The sequence below is a fragment of the Pelagibius sp. 7325 genome (genome assembly GCF_037652055.1).
In the GTDB taxonomy this organism is placed as follows: domain Bacteria; phylum Pseudomonadota; class Alphaproteobacteria; order Kiloniellales; family Kiloniellaceae; genus Pelagibius.
Genome location: NZ_JBBKAH010000008.1, coordinates 1 through 16,869, shown reverse-complemented (window position 1 = coordinate 16,869; position 16,869 = coordinate 1). Strand labels below are relative to the sequence as shown.

General features: G+C 64.5%; 18 protein-coding genes. 10 read left to right on the top strand and 8 right to left on the bottom strand.

Features of this window, described 5'->3' with window-relative positions:
- Nucleotides 1-14: 14 nt before the first annotated feature.
- Nucleotides 15-533, bottom strand: coding sequence for a flagellar basal body-associated FliL family protein (locus WDC82_RS17325; protein WP_340118842.1), 519 nt, complete (start codon nucleotides 531-533; stop codon nucleotides 15-17).
- A gap of 322 nt (nucleotides 534-855) precedes the next feature.
- Here WDC82_RS17325 and flgF point away from each other — a divergent pair, with 322 nt between their 5' ends.
- From flgF to flgH, 4 genes are read left to right on the top strand one after another with little or no spacing between them, the layout of a single operon-like run.
- Nucleotides 856-1,584: a flagellar basal-body rod protein FlgF gene (gene flgF, locus WDC82_RS17320; RefSeq protein ID WP_340118625.1), complete on the top strand. Its 729-nt coding sequence runs from the start codon at nucleotides 856-858 to the stop codon at nucleotides 1,582-1,584.
- Between the two features lie 16 nt (nucleotides 1,585-1,600).
- Nucleotides 1,601-2,386, top strand: coding sequence for a flagellar basal-body rod protein FlgG (gene flgG / locus WDC82_RS17315; protein WP_340118624.1), 786 nt, complete (start codon nucleotides 1,601-1,603; stop codon nucleotides 2,384-2,386).
- 13 nt (nucleotides 2,387-2,399) lie between these two features.
- Nucleotides 2,400-3,410 (top strand): flagellar basal body P-ring formation chaperone FlgA, encoded by a 1,011-nt coding sequence (flgA, locus tag WDC82_RS17310; RefSeq protein ID WP_340118623.1) that lies wholly within the window; start codon nucleotides 2,400-2,402, stop codon nucleotides 3,408-3,410.
- A 14-nt stretch (nucleotides 3,411-3,424) separates the two neighbouring features.
- Nucleotides 3,425-4,228 carry a flagellar basal body L-ring protein FlgH gene (gene flgH / locus WDC82_RS17305; protein WP_340118622.1) on the top strand — a complete coding sequence of 268 codons (804 nt, stop codon included), beginning with the start codon at nucleotides 3,425-3,427 and terminating at the stop codon, nucleotides 4,226-4,228.
- Nucleotides 4,229-4,385: 157 nt separating this feature from the next.
- Here the strand turns inward: flgH and dksA are convergent, their stop codons facing one another.
- Both dksA and WDC82_RS17295 read right to left on the bottom strand, forming a co-directional pair.
- Entirely contained in the window at nucleotides 4,386-4,802 is a 417-nt protein-coding gene (gene dksA / locus WDC82_RS17300; protein WP_340118621.1) for an RNA polymerase-binding protein DksA, read from the bottom strand.
- A 117-nt stretch (nucleotides 4,803-4,919) separates the two neighbouring features.
- On the bottom strand, nucleotides 4,920-5,333 hold the full coding sequence (locus WDC82_RS17295) for a flagellar assembly protein FliX (RefSeq protein WP_340118620.1): 414 nt from the start codon (nucleotides 5,331-5,333) through the stop codon (nucleotides 4,920-4,922).
- Nucleotides 5,334-5,604: 271 nt separating this feature from the next.
- On the opposite strand from WDC82_RS17295, the gene WDC82_RS17290 reads away from it, so the two are divergent.
- The 6 genes from WDC82_RS17290 (at nucleotide 5,605) to fliW (ending at nucleotide 11,010) form a co-directional block, all read left to right on the top strand.
- Nucleotides 5,605-6,783, top strand: coding sequence for a flagellar basal body P-ring protein FlgI (locus WDC82_RS17290; protein ID WP_370661563.1), 1,179 nt, complete (start codon nucleotides 5,605-5,607; stop codon nucleotides 6,781-6,783).
- 3 nt (nucleotides 6,784-6,786) lie between these two features.
- A complete protein-coding gene (locus WDC82_RS17285; RefSeq protein WP_340118619.1) occupies nucleotides 6,787-7,092 on the top strand; it encodes a rod-binding protein in 306 nt (101 codons plus the stop codon).
- Nucleotides 7,089-7,550: a hypothetical protein gene (locus WDC82_RS17280; RefSeq protein WP_340118618.1), complete on the top strand. Its 462-nt coding sequence runs from the start codon at nucleotides 7,089-7,091 to the stop codon at nucleotides 7,548-7,550. The genes WDC82_RS17285 and WDC82_RS17280 overlap by 4 nt, the downstream gene beginning before the upstream one ends.
- Before the next feature lie 71 nt (nucleotides 7,551-7,621).
- The gene (gene flgK / locus WDC82_RS17275) at nucleotides 7,622-9,490 is read left to right on the top strand and encodes a flagellar hook-associated protein FlgK (RefSeq protein ID WP_340118617.1); all 1,869 of its coding nucleotides are present in this window, start codon (nucleotides 7,622-7,624) and stop codon (nucleotides 9,488-9,490) included.
- Between the two features lie 15 nt (nucleotides 9,491-9,505).
- Nucleotides 9,506-10,426 (top strand): flagellin, encoded by a 921-nt coding sequence (locus WDC82_RS17270; RefSeq protein WP_340118616.1) that lies wholly within the window; start codon nucleotides 9,506-9,508, stop codon nucleotides 10,424-10,426.
- A gap of 95 nt (nucleotides 10,427-10,521) precedes the next feature.
- Complete coding sequence (gene fliW / locus WDC82_RS17265; RefSeq protein ID WP_340118615.1) at nucleotides 10,522-11,010, top strand: flagellar assembly protein FliW; 489 nt, start codon at nucleotides 10,522-10,524, stop codon at nucleotides 11,008-11,010.
- Nucleotides 11,011-11,084: 74 nt separating this feature from the next.
- On the opposite strand, the gene WDC82_RS17260 is transcribed toward fliW, so the two are convergent.
- The 5 genes from WDC82_RS17260 to WDC82_RS17240 form a co-directional block, all read right to left on the bottom strand.
- A complete protein-coding gene (locus WDC82_RS17260) occupies nucleotides 11,085-13,235 on the bottom strand; it encodes a tetratricopeptide repeat protein (protein WP_340118614.1) in 2,151 nt (716 codons plus the stop codon).
- A 178-nt stretch (nucleotides 13,236-13,413) separates the two neighbouring features.
- Nucleotides 13,414-13,881 carry a flagellar export chaperone FliS gene (gene fliS / locus WDC82_RS17255; protein ID WP_340118613.1) on the bottom strand — a complete coding sequence of 156 codons (468 nt, stop codon included), beginning with the start codon at nucleotides 13,879-13,881 and terminating at the stop codon, nucleotides 13,414-13,416.
- Between the two features lie 67 nt (nucleotides 13,882-13,948).
- Nucleotides 13,949-15,676: a flagellar filament capping protein FliD gene (gene fliD, locus WDC82_RS17250; protein ID WP_340118612.1), complete on the bottom strand. Its 1,728-nt coding sequence runs from the start codon at nucleotides 15,674-15,676 to the stop codon at nucleotides 13,949-13,951.
- An 80-nt stretch (nucleotides 15,677-15,756) separates the two neighbouring features.
- Nucleotides 15,757-16,107: a flagellar protein FlaG gene (locus tag WDC82_RS17245; protein ID WP_340118611.1), complete on the bottom strand. Its 351-nt coding sequence runs from the start codon at nucleotides 16,105-16,107 to the stop codon at nucleotides 15,757-15,759.
- Between the two features lie 83 nt (nucleotides 16,108-16,190).
- Nucleotides 16,191-16,869 (bottom strand): flagellin (locus WDC82_RS17240; RefSeq protein ID WP_340118609.1); only part of this gene is annotated, 679 nt, incomplete at its 5' end.

The following is a 16,869-nucleotide window of genomic DNA, read 5'->3' as shown; positions in this document are numbered from 1 at the left end:
CTTCGTCGCCGCCCCTACTGGACCAGCATTTCCTTGAACAACACGTCCTTCACCTCGACAGGGTGAACCGCGGCGTTCACGCGCATCAGCAGCTCTTCGCGCAGGCGCTGCACGCCGGCCGAACCGCGCAGGTCCTCGACCCGCAGTTCGCGCAGGTAGACCTGGAAGTTGTCGATCACGCGCGGCAGCAGGGTCTCCAGCTCGGCGCGGGCTGCCTCGCTGGTCAGCTCCAGGCTGATGGCGATCTTCAGGTAGTTGTTCTTCTTGCCGCCGGTATTGAGGTTCACCAGCATCTGCGGCAGGTCGAAGAACACGGTCACCGGCTCGGGGGCCTTCTGCTCCTCCACCACGGGCTCGTGCTTGCCCAGCAGCGGGTCCAGCAGGCCGGCGAAATACGCGCCCGCGAAACCGCCGAGCAGCAACAGCAGCGGCAGAATGATGAACAAAACGAGCTTCTTACCGTTGAGGCCACCCTTCGGGGTCGCCTCGATCTCCATGTCGCCGAGATCTTGAGTCACCGCCTGATCGGCCATACCAGTCAACCTATTTCTCTTGAGTTTTCGCCCAGTTAGAGCCTAAAGCCCGATGGTTAAGACTTGGTTGAGCGAGGCTGTGTTCCGACCAGAATTTCGCAGCAATTTTGCCCAGCCGGGCCTTGAGGGACGGCCCCCCGCCCGCTGCGCTCCGCCCGCGGCAAGAACTGCCCGGCAAGCTCTGCCAGGATCCGGCCCTGCCGCCCCGAGGTGCACCCCAACGCCTTGGATTTCCTCGCCTCATCGTCTGGCACGGGGCTTGCGTCAGACTGAGCGCCGGGCAGGACGCCTGGCACTGCCCAAACGAGGAATTGTCAGAAAGATGGAAAACGCCGGTTATATCGCGCTATCGCGCCAGATGGTCCTGCGGCGGGAGATGGATGTGATCGCCAACAACATGGCGAACCTCAACACCCCGGCCTACAAGGGCCAGTCCATGCTCTTCGTCGAGTACCTGGAGACCTCCGACAGCGGCGAGAAGATGAGCTTCGTCCAGGACATCTCCCTGGTGCGCAATCTGACCGAAGGCCAGATGACGACGACCGAGAATCCGCTGGACCTCGCCATCGCCGGCGACGGCTACTTCGAGGTCGAGACCCCGGTCGGCACCCGCTACACCCGCAACGGCGTGTTCCAGCTGAACGCCGCCGGCGAGCTGGTCACCTCCAGCGGCCAGCGCGTACTGGGCGAAGGCGGCAATCCGGTCGTCCTGCCGCCCAACAGCCGCGACGTGACGGTGACCCGCGACGGCACCATCTCCACCGACCTGGGCCCGGTAGGCCGTCTCAGCATCGTCCGCTTCGAGAACGAGCAGGCGATGGTGAAGCTGGCCGACGGCCTCTATGACGCCGACGGCCAGGATCCGTTGCCGAACGAGGACGCCGAAGTCATGCAGGGCATGATCGAGGGCTCCAACGTCCAGGGCATCATCGAGCTGACCAAGATGATCGAGACGGTGCGCCACTACACGTCCACCGGCAAGCTGGTCAACGACGAACACGAACGCCTGCGCCGCGCGATCCAGTCGCTCGGCGGCACGTCACAAGCTTAAAGCGAGGGTCTGAGCGATGCGATCTCTGAACATCGGCGCGACGGGCATGCTGGCTCAGCAGCTCAATGTCGAAGTCATCTCGAACAATATCGCCAACATGAACACCACGGGCTTCAAGCGCCACCGCGCGGAGTTCCAGGACCTGCTGTACCAGAACATGCGCCGTGTCGGCTCCGCCTCTTCCGATGCCGGCACCATCGTGCCGACCGGCGTGCAGCTGGGCCTCGGCGTGAAGTCGGCGGCGATCTACCGCATTTCCGGCCAGGGCAACATCCAGCAGACCGAAAACCCGCTGGACCTGGCGATCAACGGCCGCGGCTTCCTGATGGTCGAGACGCCCAGCGGCGAGACCGCCTACACCCGCGCCGGCAGCCTGCAGCTCAGCCCCGACGGCGACATCGTCACCGCCGACGGCTACATCGTGCAGCCGGGCATCACGGTGCCCGACGACGCGGTCTCCATCTCGGTGAACGAGAGCGGCGAGGTCTATGTCGATCTCGACGGCCAGGTCGCCCCGGTCCGCGTCGGCCAGCTGGAACTCGCCAACTTCGCCAACGAGGCGGGCCTCGACGCCATCGGCCAGAACCTGCTGCTGGAGACGGCGGCCTCGGGCAACGCCTCGGTGGCAACGCCCGGTTCGGCCGGCTTCGGCCTGATCATCCAGGGCGCGCTCGAGACCTCCAACGTGAACATGGTCTCGGAGATCACCAACCTGATCACCGCCCAGCGCGCCTACGAGATGAACTCCAAGGTCATCGAGTCCTCCGACGAGATGATGCGCTCCGTGACGCAGCTCAGGTAAGCGGGAGAGCCGAATGCACAGCATGCTCAACAAGGCCATCGCCGCCGTCACGCTCGGCATCCTGCTGGTCCTTGCCGCCGCCGTCCCGGCGCCGGCCGCCGGCAAGACGGCCAAGACGGTCCCCGCGGCCGGCGACATCGTCATCCTGCGCGCCGAAACGCTGGTCGAGGACGCGGTGGTGCGCCTGCACGACCTCTTCGACGGCATCAGCGATCCGGCCCTGGCCGAGACGCCGGTGGCGCGCGCTCCAGAGCCCGGCGTGTCGATCGAGATCGGCACGCGCTGGCTCTACGCCCTGGCCAAGGCGCACGACCTGCCGTGGCAGCCGCGCTCACGCTACGAGCGGGTCAACCTGACACGCGCCAGCCGCGACGTCCCCGCCGCGGAGGTCGAGGCGGCCCTGCGCCTGGCGCTGGCCGAGCAGGGTATCGACGGCGACGTGCAGCTCTCCTTTGACAATCCCGACCTGCGCCTGCGCCTGCCGAGCACCAGCGGCGGCGGCGTGAAGGTCACCCGCCTTACCCTCGATCCCAGCAACGGGCGCTTCCTCGCCCAGGTGGTGGCGCCGGCCGCCGGCGAGCCGGCGGTCAGCCTGGGCGTCACCGGCCGCGCGCTGGCGATGACCGAGATCCCGGTGCTGACACGCAACGTGAAACCGGGCGAGGTCATCCGCGATCGCGATATCGAATGGATGAGCGTGCAGGCCAACCGACTGACCCGCACCGCGGTGCTGGACAGTGCCAGCCTGGTGGGCATGAGCCCGCGCCGGCCGATCCGCGCACAGGATATCGTGCGCTCCTCCGACCTGGAGACCCCGGTGGTGGTGGCCAAGAACAGCCTGGTGACCATCCGCCTGCGCACCCAGCGCATGGAGCTGAGCGTGCAGGGCCGCGCCCTGGAGGCAGGTGCCCAAGGCGACGTCATCCGCGTCATGAACACCAAGTCCAACAACGTCGTAAACGCCGAAGTCGTCGACAGCGGCGCCGTCATCGTGGTGCCCGCCAGCATCACCGCCCAACGCTAAAGGGAGTCAGGCAGATGTCCCGCAGCCAGAAGAGTGCCATGAACCACACCCCGAACACCGCGCACAGCGCAGGCAGGATGGCGCGCAACGCCATTGCGATCGCGCTGATCGGCCTCACCTTGAGTGCCTGCAACATGATGAACCGCCTCGCCTCCGTCGGCGAGGAGCCCAAGCTCTCGGCCATCCAGAGCCCGGCCCCGCTGGCCGCGCCAGAAGCGGTCTCGCTGCCGATGCCGGCGCCGCTGCCGGTCGAGCGCCAGCCCAACTCGCTGTGGCGCCCGGGCTCGCGCGCCTTCCTGAAAGACCAGCGCGCCAGCAACGTCGGCGACATCCTGACGGTGATCATCGAGATCTCCGACAACGCAGCGATCAACAACGCGACGACGCGCAGCCGCACCAACGCGGAGAACTCCTCGGCCAGCGCCTTCCTCGGCTTCGAAACCCAGCTCGGCCGGATCCTGCCGGACGCGGTCGACCCGACCAACCTGGTCGACCTGGACAGCGATTCCTCCAGCGCCGGCGCCGGCGGGGTCACCCGCAACGAGTCGATCAACCTGCGCGTCGCCGCGCTGGTCACCCAGGTGCTGCCGAACGGCAACCTGGTGCTGGCCGGCCGCCAGGAGGTGCGGGTCAACTACGAGAAGCGCGAACTGCAGGTCGCCGGCATCATCCGCCCGGAAGACATCACCTCGGTCAATACCATCGATTACGACCAGATCGCCGAGGCGCGCATCGCCTACGGCGGCCAGGGCCAGATCTCCGACGTCCAGCAGCCGCGCTACGGCCAGCAGGTCTTCGACATCATCTGGCCGTTCTAAGCCTGAGCGAAAGCTTCCTCCCCTGCCCACCCCGCTTCGCACCCGGGACGATGCAGGAAAAACAAAGGGCCGCGTCGTATGACGCGGCCCTTTGGCTATCTGTTTGGGGATCTTTCGCTGCGGCAGTGCCGGCTTCCTGCCCTGGCCGCAGAAGGTCTCAGTCGTCGCGGTGTGTGCGCTCCATGCGCTCGTGCCGCTCCTGCGATTCGATCGACAAGGTGGCGATCGGCCGGGCTTCGAGGCGGCGGAGCGAAATCGGCTCCCCGGTTTCCTCGCAGTAGCCGTAGGATTCGTCCTCGATCCTTCTGAGCGCCGCGTCGATCTTGGAGATCAGCTTGCGCTCCCGGTCGCGGGTTCTCAGCTCCAGCGAACGGTCGGTTTCGAGGGACGCCCGGTCGGCGATGTCCGGCTCGTGCAGTGAGACCTCCTGCAGGTGCTGCAGCGTCTCGCCCGATTCGCGTTGCAGATCCGCCTTCCACTGCAGCAGCTTCTGGCGGAAATACTCACGCATCACCGGGTTCATGAACTCCTCGTCCTCTTTCGGACGGTAGTTCTTCGGCAACTTGACAGTCATCCCTGGTCCCGTAAATGAGTACCAAAACGCGCCGGGAGTATATGGAATTTGCCTAGCCCGGCAAGTGCTTGGAATCGACAATTTTTCCGCGGCCGATTCCGGCCTGCCGGCCGGCGTTCAGCGGCCCCGCTTGGCCAGCTCCACCGCCGCCCGAATCTCAATTTCATTAATGATTTGAGCGAGTTTCGGGTCGTCGGTTGCGGCCTGGCGCTGCGCCAGCAGGCCGGCCAGATTCTCCAACTGAGCCAGCGGCACCTCGCCCAGCATGATGGAGAGCTTGAGATCCTCCAGCTGGTCGAGCAGGTCATCGGCCCGCCGGCGGGCACGCTTGCGCCCGTCGGTTGCATCGTCGACCTCCTGCAGGGACAGCAGGGCGTTCAGGCCCTGCACCGGCGAGGCACCCGAAGGGGCGGCCGTCTGGGACGGGCCGTCGGCCAGGGCCCTGGCGAAGCCGCCACCGCCCGTCGGGGCGCTGGACCCACTGCGGCGGCTGGCGGAGGCCTTCGGGCCGGAGAAACGGTCGATCTTCATACACTACCCTGGCAAACCCTGCGGCAACCCTGCGCGCGGGAAACACCCGGAGACACTGCGCCCGCGCGGTTAATAAGGCGTTAAACCTCTGAAAAAGCGGCAATAATTTCCCAGTCCCCGCCCGCTTTTTGCCGCGCCCCGGCAGCCAGCCCCGGATCCGGCCCGCGGATATCCGCCAATTCCCGCCATTTCGGGAACCCCGGCAGTTGGCACGGCTTTCGCATTGGAAGGACTGAGTCGAAGCCCCTTTGGTCCCCTTGGGAATGTCTTGATGCCGAACGCCCGTCTCCTTCTCGCCCTCGCCGGCGCCCGCCTGCCCCGCCTCGCCGCGGCCCTGATGCTGGGCCTGAGCGTCGCAGCGGGCCTTATGCTGGGTGCTGCTGCCGGCCCCGCCGCCGCCCAGAGCGCCTCGCGCATCAAGGACGTCGCCGATTTCGAGGGTGTGCGCGACAACCTGCTGGTCGGCTACGGCCTGGTGGTCGGCCTCAACGGCACCGGCGACGATCTGGACAGCGCGGTGTTCACCCGCGAAAGCCTGATCGGCATGCTGCAGCGCATGGGCGTCAACGCCCGCGATGAGGATCTGGACAGCGACAACGTCGCCGCGGTGATGATCACCGCCGACCTGCCCCCCTTCTCCCGCCAAGGCACCCGCATCGACGTCCAGGTCTCCGCCCTGGGTGATGCCGAGAGCCTGCTGGGCGGCACCTTGCTGGTGACGCCGCTGCTGGGCGCCGACGGCGAGGTCTATGCCGTGGCCCAGGGCCAGGTGGCCGTCGCCGGCTTCAGCGCCGCGGGCAATGCCGAGACCATCGTCAAGGGCGTGCCGACCGCCGGGCGCATCGCCAACGGCGCCATCATCGAGCGCGAGCTGGGCTTCGAGCTGGAGCAGCTGCGCTCGGTCAAGCTGGCGCTGCGCAACCCGGACCTCACCACCGCGCGCCGCGTCGCCGAGGCGATCAACGGCTTCACCGGCGAAGCCTCGGCCCGCTCGCTCGATCCCACCACGGTGCAGATCAACCTGCCCGACCGCTACAACGGCGACGTGGTCGCCCTGATGACCGACATCGAACAGCTGCGCGTGCGCACCGATCAGCCGGCCCGCGTGATCATCGACGAGGCCTCCGGCATCATCGTGATGGGCGAGAACGTGCGCATCAGCACCGTCGCCATCGCCCAGGGCAACCTGACGATCCGCATCACCGAGACCCCGCAGGTCAGCCAGCCCAACGCCTTCTCCAACACCGGCAACACCGAGGTGGTCGACCGTACCGACATCCAGGTCGACGAAGACGGCGACAAGCGCCTGGCCGTGGTGGCCTCCGGCGTCAGCCTGCAGGAACTGGTCAACGGCCTCAACGCCCTCGGCATCGGTCCGCGCGACATGATCTCCATTCTCCAGGCGATCAAGGCGGCCGGCGCCCTGCAGGCCGAGATCGAGGTGCTCTGAGCCATGAACGCGACCGACATCACCGCCTCGCTCGCCCGCTTCAAGCTGTCTTCGCCCGAGGCCGCCATGTCCGACCAGGCGGCCAAGCGGGCGGCCCAGGAGTTCGAGGCCCTGTTCCTCTCCGAGATGCTGGCGCCGGTGTTCGAGAGCATCGATACCGCCGGCCCGTTCGGCGGCGGCCAGGGCGAGGAAATCTACCGTTCCATGATGGTCCAGGAATACGGCAAGGCGATCGCCCAGTCGGGCGGCGTCGGCATCGCCGATGCGGTGCAGCGCGAGATCCTGAAGATGCAGGAGAAACAGCAATGAGTGACATCCAGCCCGAAGCGGCTCCGCCGACTGCAGAGGAGCTGCGTCAGGTGATCCACATCGTCCAGGACCTGACCGCGGTGATGAGCCGCGAGGTCGAACTGCTGCGCGCCATGCGGGTGCGCGACTTCGGCGAACTGCAGGACCACAAGCTGGGTCTGGTGGAAGCCTACGAGAAGCAGACCGAGGGGATGCGCGCCAACCCGGCCTTCGCCGATGCCATCGATCCGGTGCTGCGCGACGAGCTGAAAGACGTGATGGAGCGCATGCATTCGGTGATGAGCGAGAACGAGGTGGCGATCAACGCCGCGCGTACCGCCAACCAGCGCGTTGCGACAGCCATCGTCAACGCCGTCGAGGAGCAGCAGACCGAGAGCGGGGGCTACTCGAGCAAGGGCGGCCTCGCCAAGCCGACGGCCAAGCCGCCGGTTTCCGTGCAGATCGACCAGCGTTTCTAGGCAGACGTTTCTAGGCAGACCGGGAAAGAGGAACGGCGGGCCTTCCCCGCCCTTCAAGTGAGACGAAAACCATGTCGCTCAGCATCACCCTCTTCAATGCCCTGAGTGGCCTGCAGGTCAACCAGACCGCCCTGCAGGTCACCTCGAGCAACGTGGCGAACGTCAACACGCCGGACTACGCACGCAAGGTCCACGACCAGCAGAACCGCACCCTGGGCGGCATCGGCTACGGTGTCGAGACGGCCCAGATCGTGCGCCGCATCGACCAGTTCCTGCGCCGCGATCTGATGCAGGAAACCACGGCGATGGGCGCCTCCCAGGTGACCGCCGACTACCTGGCCCGGATGCAGACGATGTTCGGCTCGCTGGGCAACAACAATGCCCTCGGCAACTCTATGAACGACCTGGCGACGGCCATCGAGAACGTGGCCAACAGCCCGGAGGTCGCCGCGCACCGCTTCGACGCCGTGAACGAGGCGGTGGAGATGGCTCAGTACTTCAACGACATGGGCAGCCAGGTGCAAGAGCTGCGCAGCCAGGCCGATGCCGAGATCGCCGACGCCGTGGGCGTCATCAACGCCGAGCTGGAGGTGATCGCCGAGCTCAACGCGCAGATCGCCAACAACCTGGTCAAGGGTCTGCCGGTCGGCGATCTGCAGGACCGCCGCGACGTCGCGGTGAAGAGCATCTCCGGATACATGGAGCTGCAGGAATTCACCGACTCCACCGGCCAGATCCGGCTGTTCACCGAGGCCGGCCGCTCGCTGGTCTCCGGCACCTCGGTCAGTAGCCTGTCCTACACCACCACGCCGTACATGACCGCCAACGAGGTCTACCCGGGCACCATCAGCGGCATCACCCTGAACGGCGCCACCACGGACATCACGACGGAGATCAGCGGCGGCAAGCTGGGCTCTCTCATCGAGACCCGCGACGAAACCCTGCCGGCGATGACCGCCCAGCTCGACCAGCTGGCCGCACAGCTGCGCGACGAGGTGAACCGGGTGCACAACCGCGGCGCCAACACGCCCTTCGGCCAGGGCACCGCGGCGACCGACCCGGCAGCGATGTACGGCTCGCGCAGCATCACCAACCCGGCCGACGCCCTCACGCTCGGCTCCGACGTGACCTTTGCCATTCTGGACGCCAACGGCAATTCGGTGACCGCGCCGATGACCATCGCCGCCGGCGGCACCACGCCGAACGCCGTCCTTGCCGCCATCGACGGCTATCTGACCACGGCGCCGGGCTACGGCACCGCGGCGTGGAATACCGATCGCATGGAGATCAAGCTGGAACCCGGCTACCGCCTGGCGATCCTCGACAACGGCCCGGCCGCCGATTCGGGCGATGCGACCATCACCTTCGACGCCGACGGCGACACGGCCACCGAGAACTATCTCGGCTTCTCCAACTTCTTCGGCCTCAACGATCTCTTCGAGACCCCGTCGCTCACCGGCGGCGTCTTGACCTTGGAGAACCAGGGCAGCCAGAGCGGCATTTCGAGCACCGTTCAGGTGCGCCAGTCGATCGTGGACGACCCCTCCTACCTGTCGCGCGGCATGCTGCGCGGAACGGCGCCGAACCTGACGCTCGGCGTCGGCGACAACGAGATCGCCCAGCAGCTGGCGGATGCCTTTGGCGAGAACTTCGACTATGCCAGCGTCGCCAACGGCCCCTCGGCGGTCAGCACCACCTTTTCGGGCTATGCCGGCGTCATCCTGTCATTCAATGCCTCGCAGGCCGCGGCCGCGGACAGCACGCTGGAGTACCAAACTTTCTTCTTCGAAAACCTGCAGGCCCAGTACCAGTCGGAGGCCGGCGTCAACCTGGACGAGGAACTCGCCAACATGACGATCTTCCAGAATGCCTACAACGCCTCGGCCCGCCTGATCCAGGCAGTGGACGAGATGTTCGACACCCTGTTCAGCCTGGCCTGAGGTTAGGAGGCGGTCATGTTTCGCGTTGCCAACTACGCCCAGCATACTCTGACGCAGTCCTTTGCCATGCGTACGCAGAGCAGTCTTGCCGAGCGCCAGATCCAGATCGCCAGCGGCAAGCAGGCGCAGTTCTATTCGTCCATCGCCACGAAGTCGAGCGAACTGGTCAACGTCGAGCGCTCGGTGGCGCGGACCCAGCAGTTCAACCGCAACATCGATACCGCCGTCACACGCCTCAGCATCATGGAGTCCTCGGTCGGAACGATGGTCAATCGAGCCACCGAGGTGCTTTCCATCCTCAGCTCGGCGATGTCTGGCAGCAACATCAGCGACGTGCCACTGGAGGAATTCGCCGCGACCTTCCTGTCCGAGATCGAATCCCTGATGAATACCCAGCACGAGGACCGCTTCCTCTTTTCCGGCTCGCAGACCAACAATCCGGCCGTTGACCTCAGTGACGTCAACTACACGCCGCAGGCGGGTCTGCCCGGCACCTTCACCGCCGATTTCGATTACTATCAGGGCGACACCCTGCAGATGACCGTACGCAGCGCCGAAACCTTCGAGACGCCCTACGGCATCACCGCCGACGAGCCGGCATTCGAGGAGCTGCTGCGCGCGCTCTCCTACATGGACTATGCTGGCGCCAACCAGGACGACGCGGTTCTGGAGCAGGCCTACAGCCTGATGAAGTCGGCCGTCGATGGCCTCAGTGACATCCGCGGCCGCATCGGCGCCAGTTCCAAGGTCCTGGAATCCGCCAAGTCCGGCCACGAGGACTACCTGACCTACTCGACCAACCTGGTCTCCACCCTGGAAGACATCGACGTGGCCGAGGCCACGACGCGCCTGGCCCAGGACGAGGTGCAGCTGCAGGCCTCCTACCTCGCGCTGTCCAGGATCAGCCAGTTGAGCCTGCTGAACTATTTGAGATAAGTCGGCGAAATAGCGATTTCGTAACCAGATTGCGGCGATAATAGGCCGTCAAGAGTAAGGAGTTAACCATGCCCCGTGAGACTCAGGCAGCCAGGATGGCAGCTCCAGCAGCCACCTTCGGCGGGTTCGCCTCGGCGCCTCCCTCCGGTGTGGATCAGAAGAAGACGGTGAAGACCCGCTTCGGCGTCATCGAATTCGACCTTAACCAGGCCTTAACCTTCCCGAAGGCGATCCCCGGTTTCGTCGGCTATCAGCAGTTCGGCCTGGCGATGATTCCCAGCGAGACGCAGTCCAGCTTCATGCTCCTGCAGGCGCTGGAGCCGGACGACCTGTCCTTCATCGTGCTGCCCTACGAGCCGGCAGCCGGGCTGATCGAGGCAAAGGACCTCGCGGCCGCCCTGCAGCATCTCGGTCTCGCGCAGGCGAACTGCGCGATCATGCTGATCGCCACCTTCCGGCGCATGGGCAACAGCTTCGAGACCTCGGTCAACATGCGGGCGCCGATCTTCATCGATACGGAGAACCGCCTGGCCTGGCAGTACATTCTGCCGAACGACCGCTACGAGGTCCGCCACGCGCTGTAAGCCGGCGGATCAAGGAAGCAAAGAGAAAGGGCCGCCCCTGGGGCGGCCCTTTTTTCAATTTCACACTCTGCACCTCAGGCCTTCAGGCGGGCCTCCAGCGCGCGGGCGATGCGCTCCATCAGCACCGACCAGGGTTCGGTCCAGTGGCGCGCCCAGTGGAGGTGGTGCGGCACGCCGTATTCGCCTGTCGGCGGCTGATTCACGCAGCGTCCACCGGCCGTCATCAGCCAAACCTCTTTGCCCACCGCCTCGGCGATGCGGCTCGGCGAGGAGGCGGTCGACAACAGCATGTCCACCTGGGTGGTCAGGGCGAAGGCCGCCTCCATGTCGTTCCTGAGGTCGATGTCGTCCCAGCGGTGGATCTTGATGCCGAAGCGCTCTTCCGCCCGGGCGATCTCCTCCTCGCACTTCTCGTAGAAGAGGTTCACGAAGACGAGACCGGGAATGCGGAAGATCGGCTCCCACATTTCGAGCTTCGTGTAGTGGATGTCGCGGTCACGGTGCGAGAAGCCGCTTCGCCAGCAGATCCCAAGCCTGAAGCCCTCCGGCAGCGCCGCCACGCGTTCGGCCATCTGGGCCACCAGCGCCGGGTCCGGCTGCAGAAATTTCTTGGCATTCCGGCTGCGCACACCGCAAGCCGCAGCCGCCTCGATGTCGTCTGTCGGGTAGTTCTTCTTCATCGCCAGTTCTTCGGCGTCGTAGGGGAAGTACTGCAGCAAGTTGCCGGCCGGCAGATGGACATCGCAATCCTCGCGCGCAGCATCCGTCCTGGAGTCGAGGTGTTCCGGCAGGACGGTGGCCGTCGGAAAGTTGCGCTGGAAGATCGGCACCAGGCGCTTGTCGGCCTCGATCACCATGCCGCCGGACACGCCGATGACATGGCCGTAGCGGCGACTGAAGTCGATTTCGTCACCGATACCCTGTTCGCGCCAAACCAGGATGCGCTTGTCGGAGATATCCTCACCCTGCCAGCGGGGCTTGCGGAAGATACGGAACGGCTTTCTCAGCTTGGCCTTCATGCCGCCGTCGAAGTACTTCCAAGACTCTTCGAACATCTCGTTGCGCCACAAGGAGCGCGCAAGCGAGAACTGCAGGGCCGGCTCGTTCGGCTCCAGCTCAACGGCCTTGCGGAAGCATTCCAGTGCCTCCTTGTGGCGTCCCTGCTCCACGTACACCAGGGCCATGTTGTGGATGAACTCGCCGCGAGCCGGATCAATCTCGATCGCCTTGTCGTAATGGGCCTTGGCCTTGTCGAGCTCATGCAGCAGGCGCATGGCATTGGCGCAGTTGAAATAGCTGGTTGAAAAGCTCGGCTCGAATTCCATTGCCTTGCGAAAGCAGATCAAGGCCTCGCGGTGGCGATGCTGATCCATATAGGCGTTACCCAGATTCGAATGGGCCGCACCGTTCATCGGATCGTACTGTACCGCCTTCTTGCCGTAGTGGACCGCTGCCTCCAGGTCGCCCTCCTGCCGTTTCAGCATGCAGAGGTTGATATGGGCCTGGGGCAGCTTGGGATTAGCTTCCAATGCCTTGAGGCACGACCTCTCGCCCAGATCGTACTTCTTGGAGTCGATGGCGATCTTGGCCAAATTGATATGGGCCTCGGCGAGATCCGGCTTGAGGGCCACAGCCATACTGTAGGCGTCAACCGCCTCCTTGAGTTGCCCCTGCATCTTCTTGATCAGGCCTAGGTGATAGAAGGCCTTGGCGTCGCGCGAATTGAGGCGGACCGCCATGTCGAGCGCCTCCAGCGCCTGATCAATGATTCCGGCATCGATCAGCAGAACCCCGAGTTCACGATAGATATTGCCGTTCTCTGGATCCAGCTGCAGGGCGTGGCTGTAGGCATTGGCCGCCTGGTCCATCTGCCCCATGCCATGAAGCATCTTTCCGTAGACGCAATGCACCTCGGCATTCATCGGCGCCCCCTCCAGCGCCCGCTTCATCAGCTTGTCGCCCTCCTGGAAGCGGCGCTGGCGCATATAGCAGAGCGCCAGCATGGCCGTCGCGACCGGGTTGCCCCGGTCAGCATTGAGCACCCGCTTGAACAGATCAACAGCCACCTTGATCCGGCCGTCTTCATACTTCTCCCAGGCGATCGCAATCGTCTTGCTGACGTCGCGTTTCCCTTTGTCGCGTTTTCCGGCGGACCGGCGCCCCTGGCTGCCCTGCTTCTCAACGGAGACGTTATCGGCGTTGGGAGTAGACTGCTGCTGACTCATGAATTTTCTGCTCGCGGGTGCTGAGAGTGGTGCATGAGCACCCGCCGGACGACCTCGGGCGGGCGCGTCCACCACATTAAGCAGTTATTTACTAAGAGAACCTTTAAGAAGGACCTGGCCGAGCGAGAAAGGCGCGCTGGAGCAGCCTTGCGGCCGCGTTCGGCGAAGCCGCGGCGTCTCAGATCGAAAGAGTGACCGAGGTCGCCACCTGGGGCTCCGAGTCGTCCGACGGCGCCGGCTTTTTCCCCGACCCGTCCGGCGAACCGGTGCGCCGCTCGTTATCGGCCAGTTCGGCCCAACTCGCCCTCACCTCCGAAAGCGCCCGGACGATGTCATCGCAGAGCGCGGACGAGTTCTTCATGTTGACGCTCTGAAGGTCGCGGAAGATCGTGTGGTAGAACTGGTCGAGCATCAGGGACACATCCCCACCTTTTTCAAAATCCAGGTGGGATTGCAGGCCAAGCAGGATCCTGCACGCCTTCTGGGTGGCGTTGAAGCGATCCTCGATACGGCCCTCCTCGACCGCCTCCTTTGCCTTCTTCACCTCCTTGATCATGCCGTCATAAAGCATGACCACGGCGCCCAAAGATGACGTCATCTTCGCGGCCGCCTGGTAGGCGGAAAGTGCATTGTAGGCTTGCGTCACGTTCCCGTATCCCTAGGTCCTGCTGGGCGTCGTCACCATGGCCCCGTCCCCGATCTTGCGATCAAGTCTAGTCGTCGCCGCCCTTGAGGAAGGCTTCGAGCTGGTCACCCATGGCCTCGGCCCGGGCTATAGCCTGCTCCATGGCCGAATACTTGGCGATCAGCATTTCCTGATAGGCGACCAAGCGGATCTCCAGCGACGCAATTTTGTCGACATGCGTTTCGTTCAGGGCCGTCAGGCGGGTCACTTCCTCGGTCATCAGGCCGTCGCCGGAATTGATATAGTTGTCGAGGCGCTGATAGAGGCGCTCAGCGATGCCGGTCGAGGTCGTGATGGTGATGTCTTTGGCCAGAGCACCCGCATCCGAGGCGTTGCGGCTGTAGGCCAGCACCATTCCCTCGTAGATCGTGCCCGCGAGCCCCTTCAGGGTGCTGCCCTGCACGCTGAAGGCATCAACGCCGTCGACTTGCAGGTTGGTGCCGTTGATGACCCCGCCAGGATCGGTAATCGTGAAGGTGCCCACATCCAGAAGGTTGTTGCGGCTGATCAAGCGGATCTCCGGCGATGAGCTCTGGAAGCTGAACTCGAACACGCCACGCACTTGGTCCAACTTGTCCACCAGGTTGGTGTCCAATTTCCCGGAGTCGATGGTGAGCAAGCCCTCAGAAGTGAGCGTGATACCAACACCGCGCAAAGTCGCCAGGGCACCGCTGTCCAGGCCGTCCACCAGGTTTGCGATGTCGTTGCCGAGGTCGCGGCCCAGCGACCGTACCAGGTTGTCGCCAAAGAGAATGGCTGAGGCGTCGACCTCGCCGTCTTCGGAGACCTGCTGCTGGGACTGTATGAAGGACTTCACGTCGTTATAGGCGGTAACGAAAGCCTCAATCTGCCCGCGCGCCGCGGAGAGGTCGTTCTCGATCTCCAGCGTGATGGTCGTGCCGATATCGGCCTTGTAGAGATCGATCGTGACGTTATCGATCAGGTCGTCGATTTCGTTGGTGTCGCGCTCGATCATCGTGCCGATATTGTCGAGCTGAATCCGCGCTGGCTGATAGGCTGTGAGCTCGGTGTCGAAGGTTGCGCCGTTGTCGGCGGAGACGTTCAGTCCTGCCGCGCCCAGAGTGGCGCCGCCGCTGTCGCCGGTGATCTGGATCGCCTTGTTGGTCTCTTCCGCCGTGAAGACGATGCGGTAGTCGCCGTCGGCGATCTTCAGGGCGGAGGCCCTGACGCCCGTGGTGCCGGACACCGCGTTGATCGCATAGACCACGTCGGCCGCGCTCATATCCGAGGTGACTTCGACTTCGGCCGTGGTGCCGCCGTCCAGGCCAACGGTCAGCGTCTCGGTCACCCCCAAGGCTGTGCTGGTGTCGGCCAGCGTCCCGCCGGAGACCTTGTGGGCCTGGGCGAGTTGGTGGACGACGATGTCATACTTGCCCGCCAAGGCATTGTTGGTTGCCGTGGCCCCCAGGATCTCGGTCGCCGGCGTCGAGGTGCTGGAGGAGACGAAGGCCGACTTCTGCTCGAATACGTTGTTCAGGATGCCGGTGGAGCCCGGCGGATTGCGCAGACCGTTTACTGCCGACTGCAGGCTGCTCAGCAGGCCCTTGAATTCGTTGAAGGCCGTTATGCGGGTGGTGTTTTCGGAGATCTTCGCATCCAGCCGATCAATCGGAATGCGCTTGACGGCAATGGAGGCTTCGATGATGGCAGCCGTGTCCAGACCCGAAAACGAGCCGGTCAGCAGCGGGGAGTTTCCGACGAAGGAAACCGAACCTGTTGTTCCTGCCAGAGGCATTGGACTTCTCCTAATCCCCGAAGACTACTGCCGATTTCGCTTCAAATTCGTTAAGAAATAATGGTTATCAATAGGTTAAGCTAAACCGAAATGACCTTCTTCGGGTTCTTTCCGACGCCCCGCATCACCTCCTCGACGCTGCGGAAGGCCTTCTCCGGGGGAAATTCGACCAGGATGTCGCCGTTCTTGCGGTCGTAGACCCGCACGATCAGGCGGCCGCTGTCATGATCCTTGTAGGTGGTCAGCGCGGCGTTCGGCGCCGCCTGCTGCATTTCCGGCTTGCTGGATCGTCCGCTGGCCTGGACGGCCTGGGTCGTTTCGACCGATTCCGGGGCTGCGGCCTGAGTATCCACCGGCGGCACCTTCGCCGACGCAGATTTGGCATTCGCAACCACCATTGTCGTGGCGGCATTCTTGATTGTCGTGTCCATCGCTCAAAGCCCTCCTCAAGCGGGGCTTGCCGGACCGGGTGGGAGGGTAGGCCCGAGAGCCCACCCTCCCAGACAATCCGGGCTTACTGCAGAACGCGCAGCAAGGACTGCGGGATCTGGTTGGCCTGGGAGACCGCCGAGACGGCCGCCTGGACCAGCACCTGGTTGGAGACCAGCTTGCTCTGCTCGGCCGCCAGGTCGACGTCCATGATAGACGACTTGGCCGCGTCGATGTTCTCCAGCGAGGTCGCGATCTGCTGACCACGGAACTCGAAACGGGAGATCAAAGCACCGGCCGTCGCACGCGCCTCGGAGACGCTGTCGATCGCCGCGTCGATCAGCGACATCGCGGAAGCGGCGTCGGCGGCCGTGTCCACAGAGGCGCTGTTCACGCTGAGGGCGGCAGCCGTGAAGGCGGCAACGCCCGCACCGTTCGCCAGATTCGTGAAGTCGACGGTGATGTTGTCGCCCACGTTGGTACCGACGAAGTACTCGGTCGTCGCGACGGTGCCGTTCAGCACGGAATCGCCGTTGAAGCGAGTCGTGTTGGCGATACCGTCGATTTCGCTCACCAGCTGCTGGAACTCGGCGTCGATGAACGCACGCTCGTTGTCCGTCGGCACGCCCGACAGGGACTGGGCCGCCAGCGCCTTCATACGCTGCAGCACGTCACCGATACGGGAAAGACCGCCGTCGGCGACCTGCACCACCGAGGCACCCTGGGCGGCGTTGATGCCGGACTGGGTGAGCGCGGTGACGTCG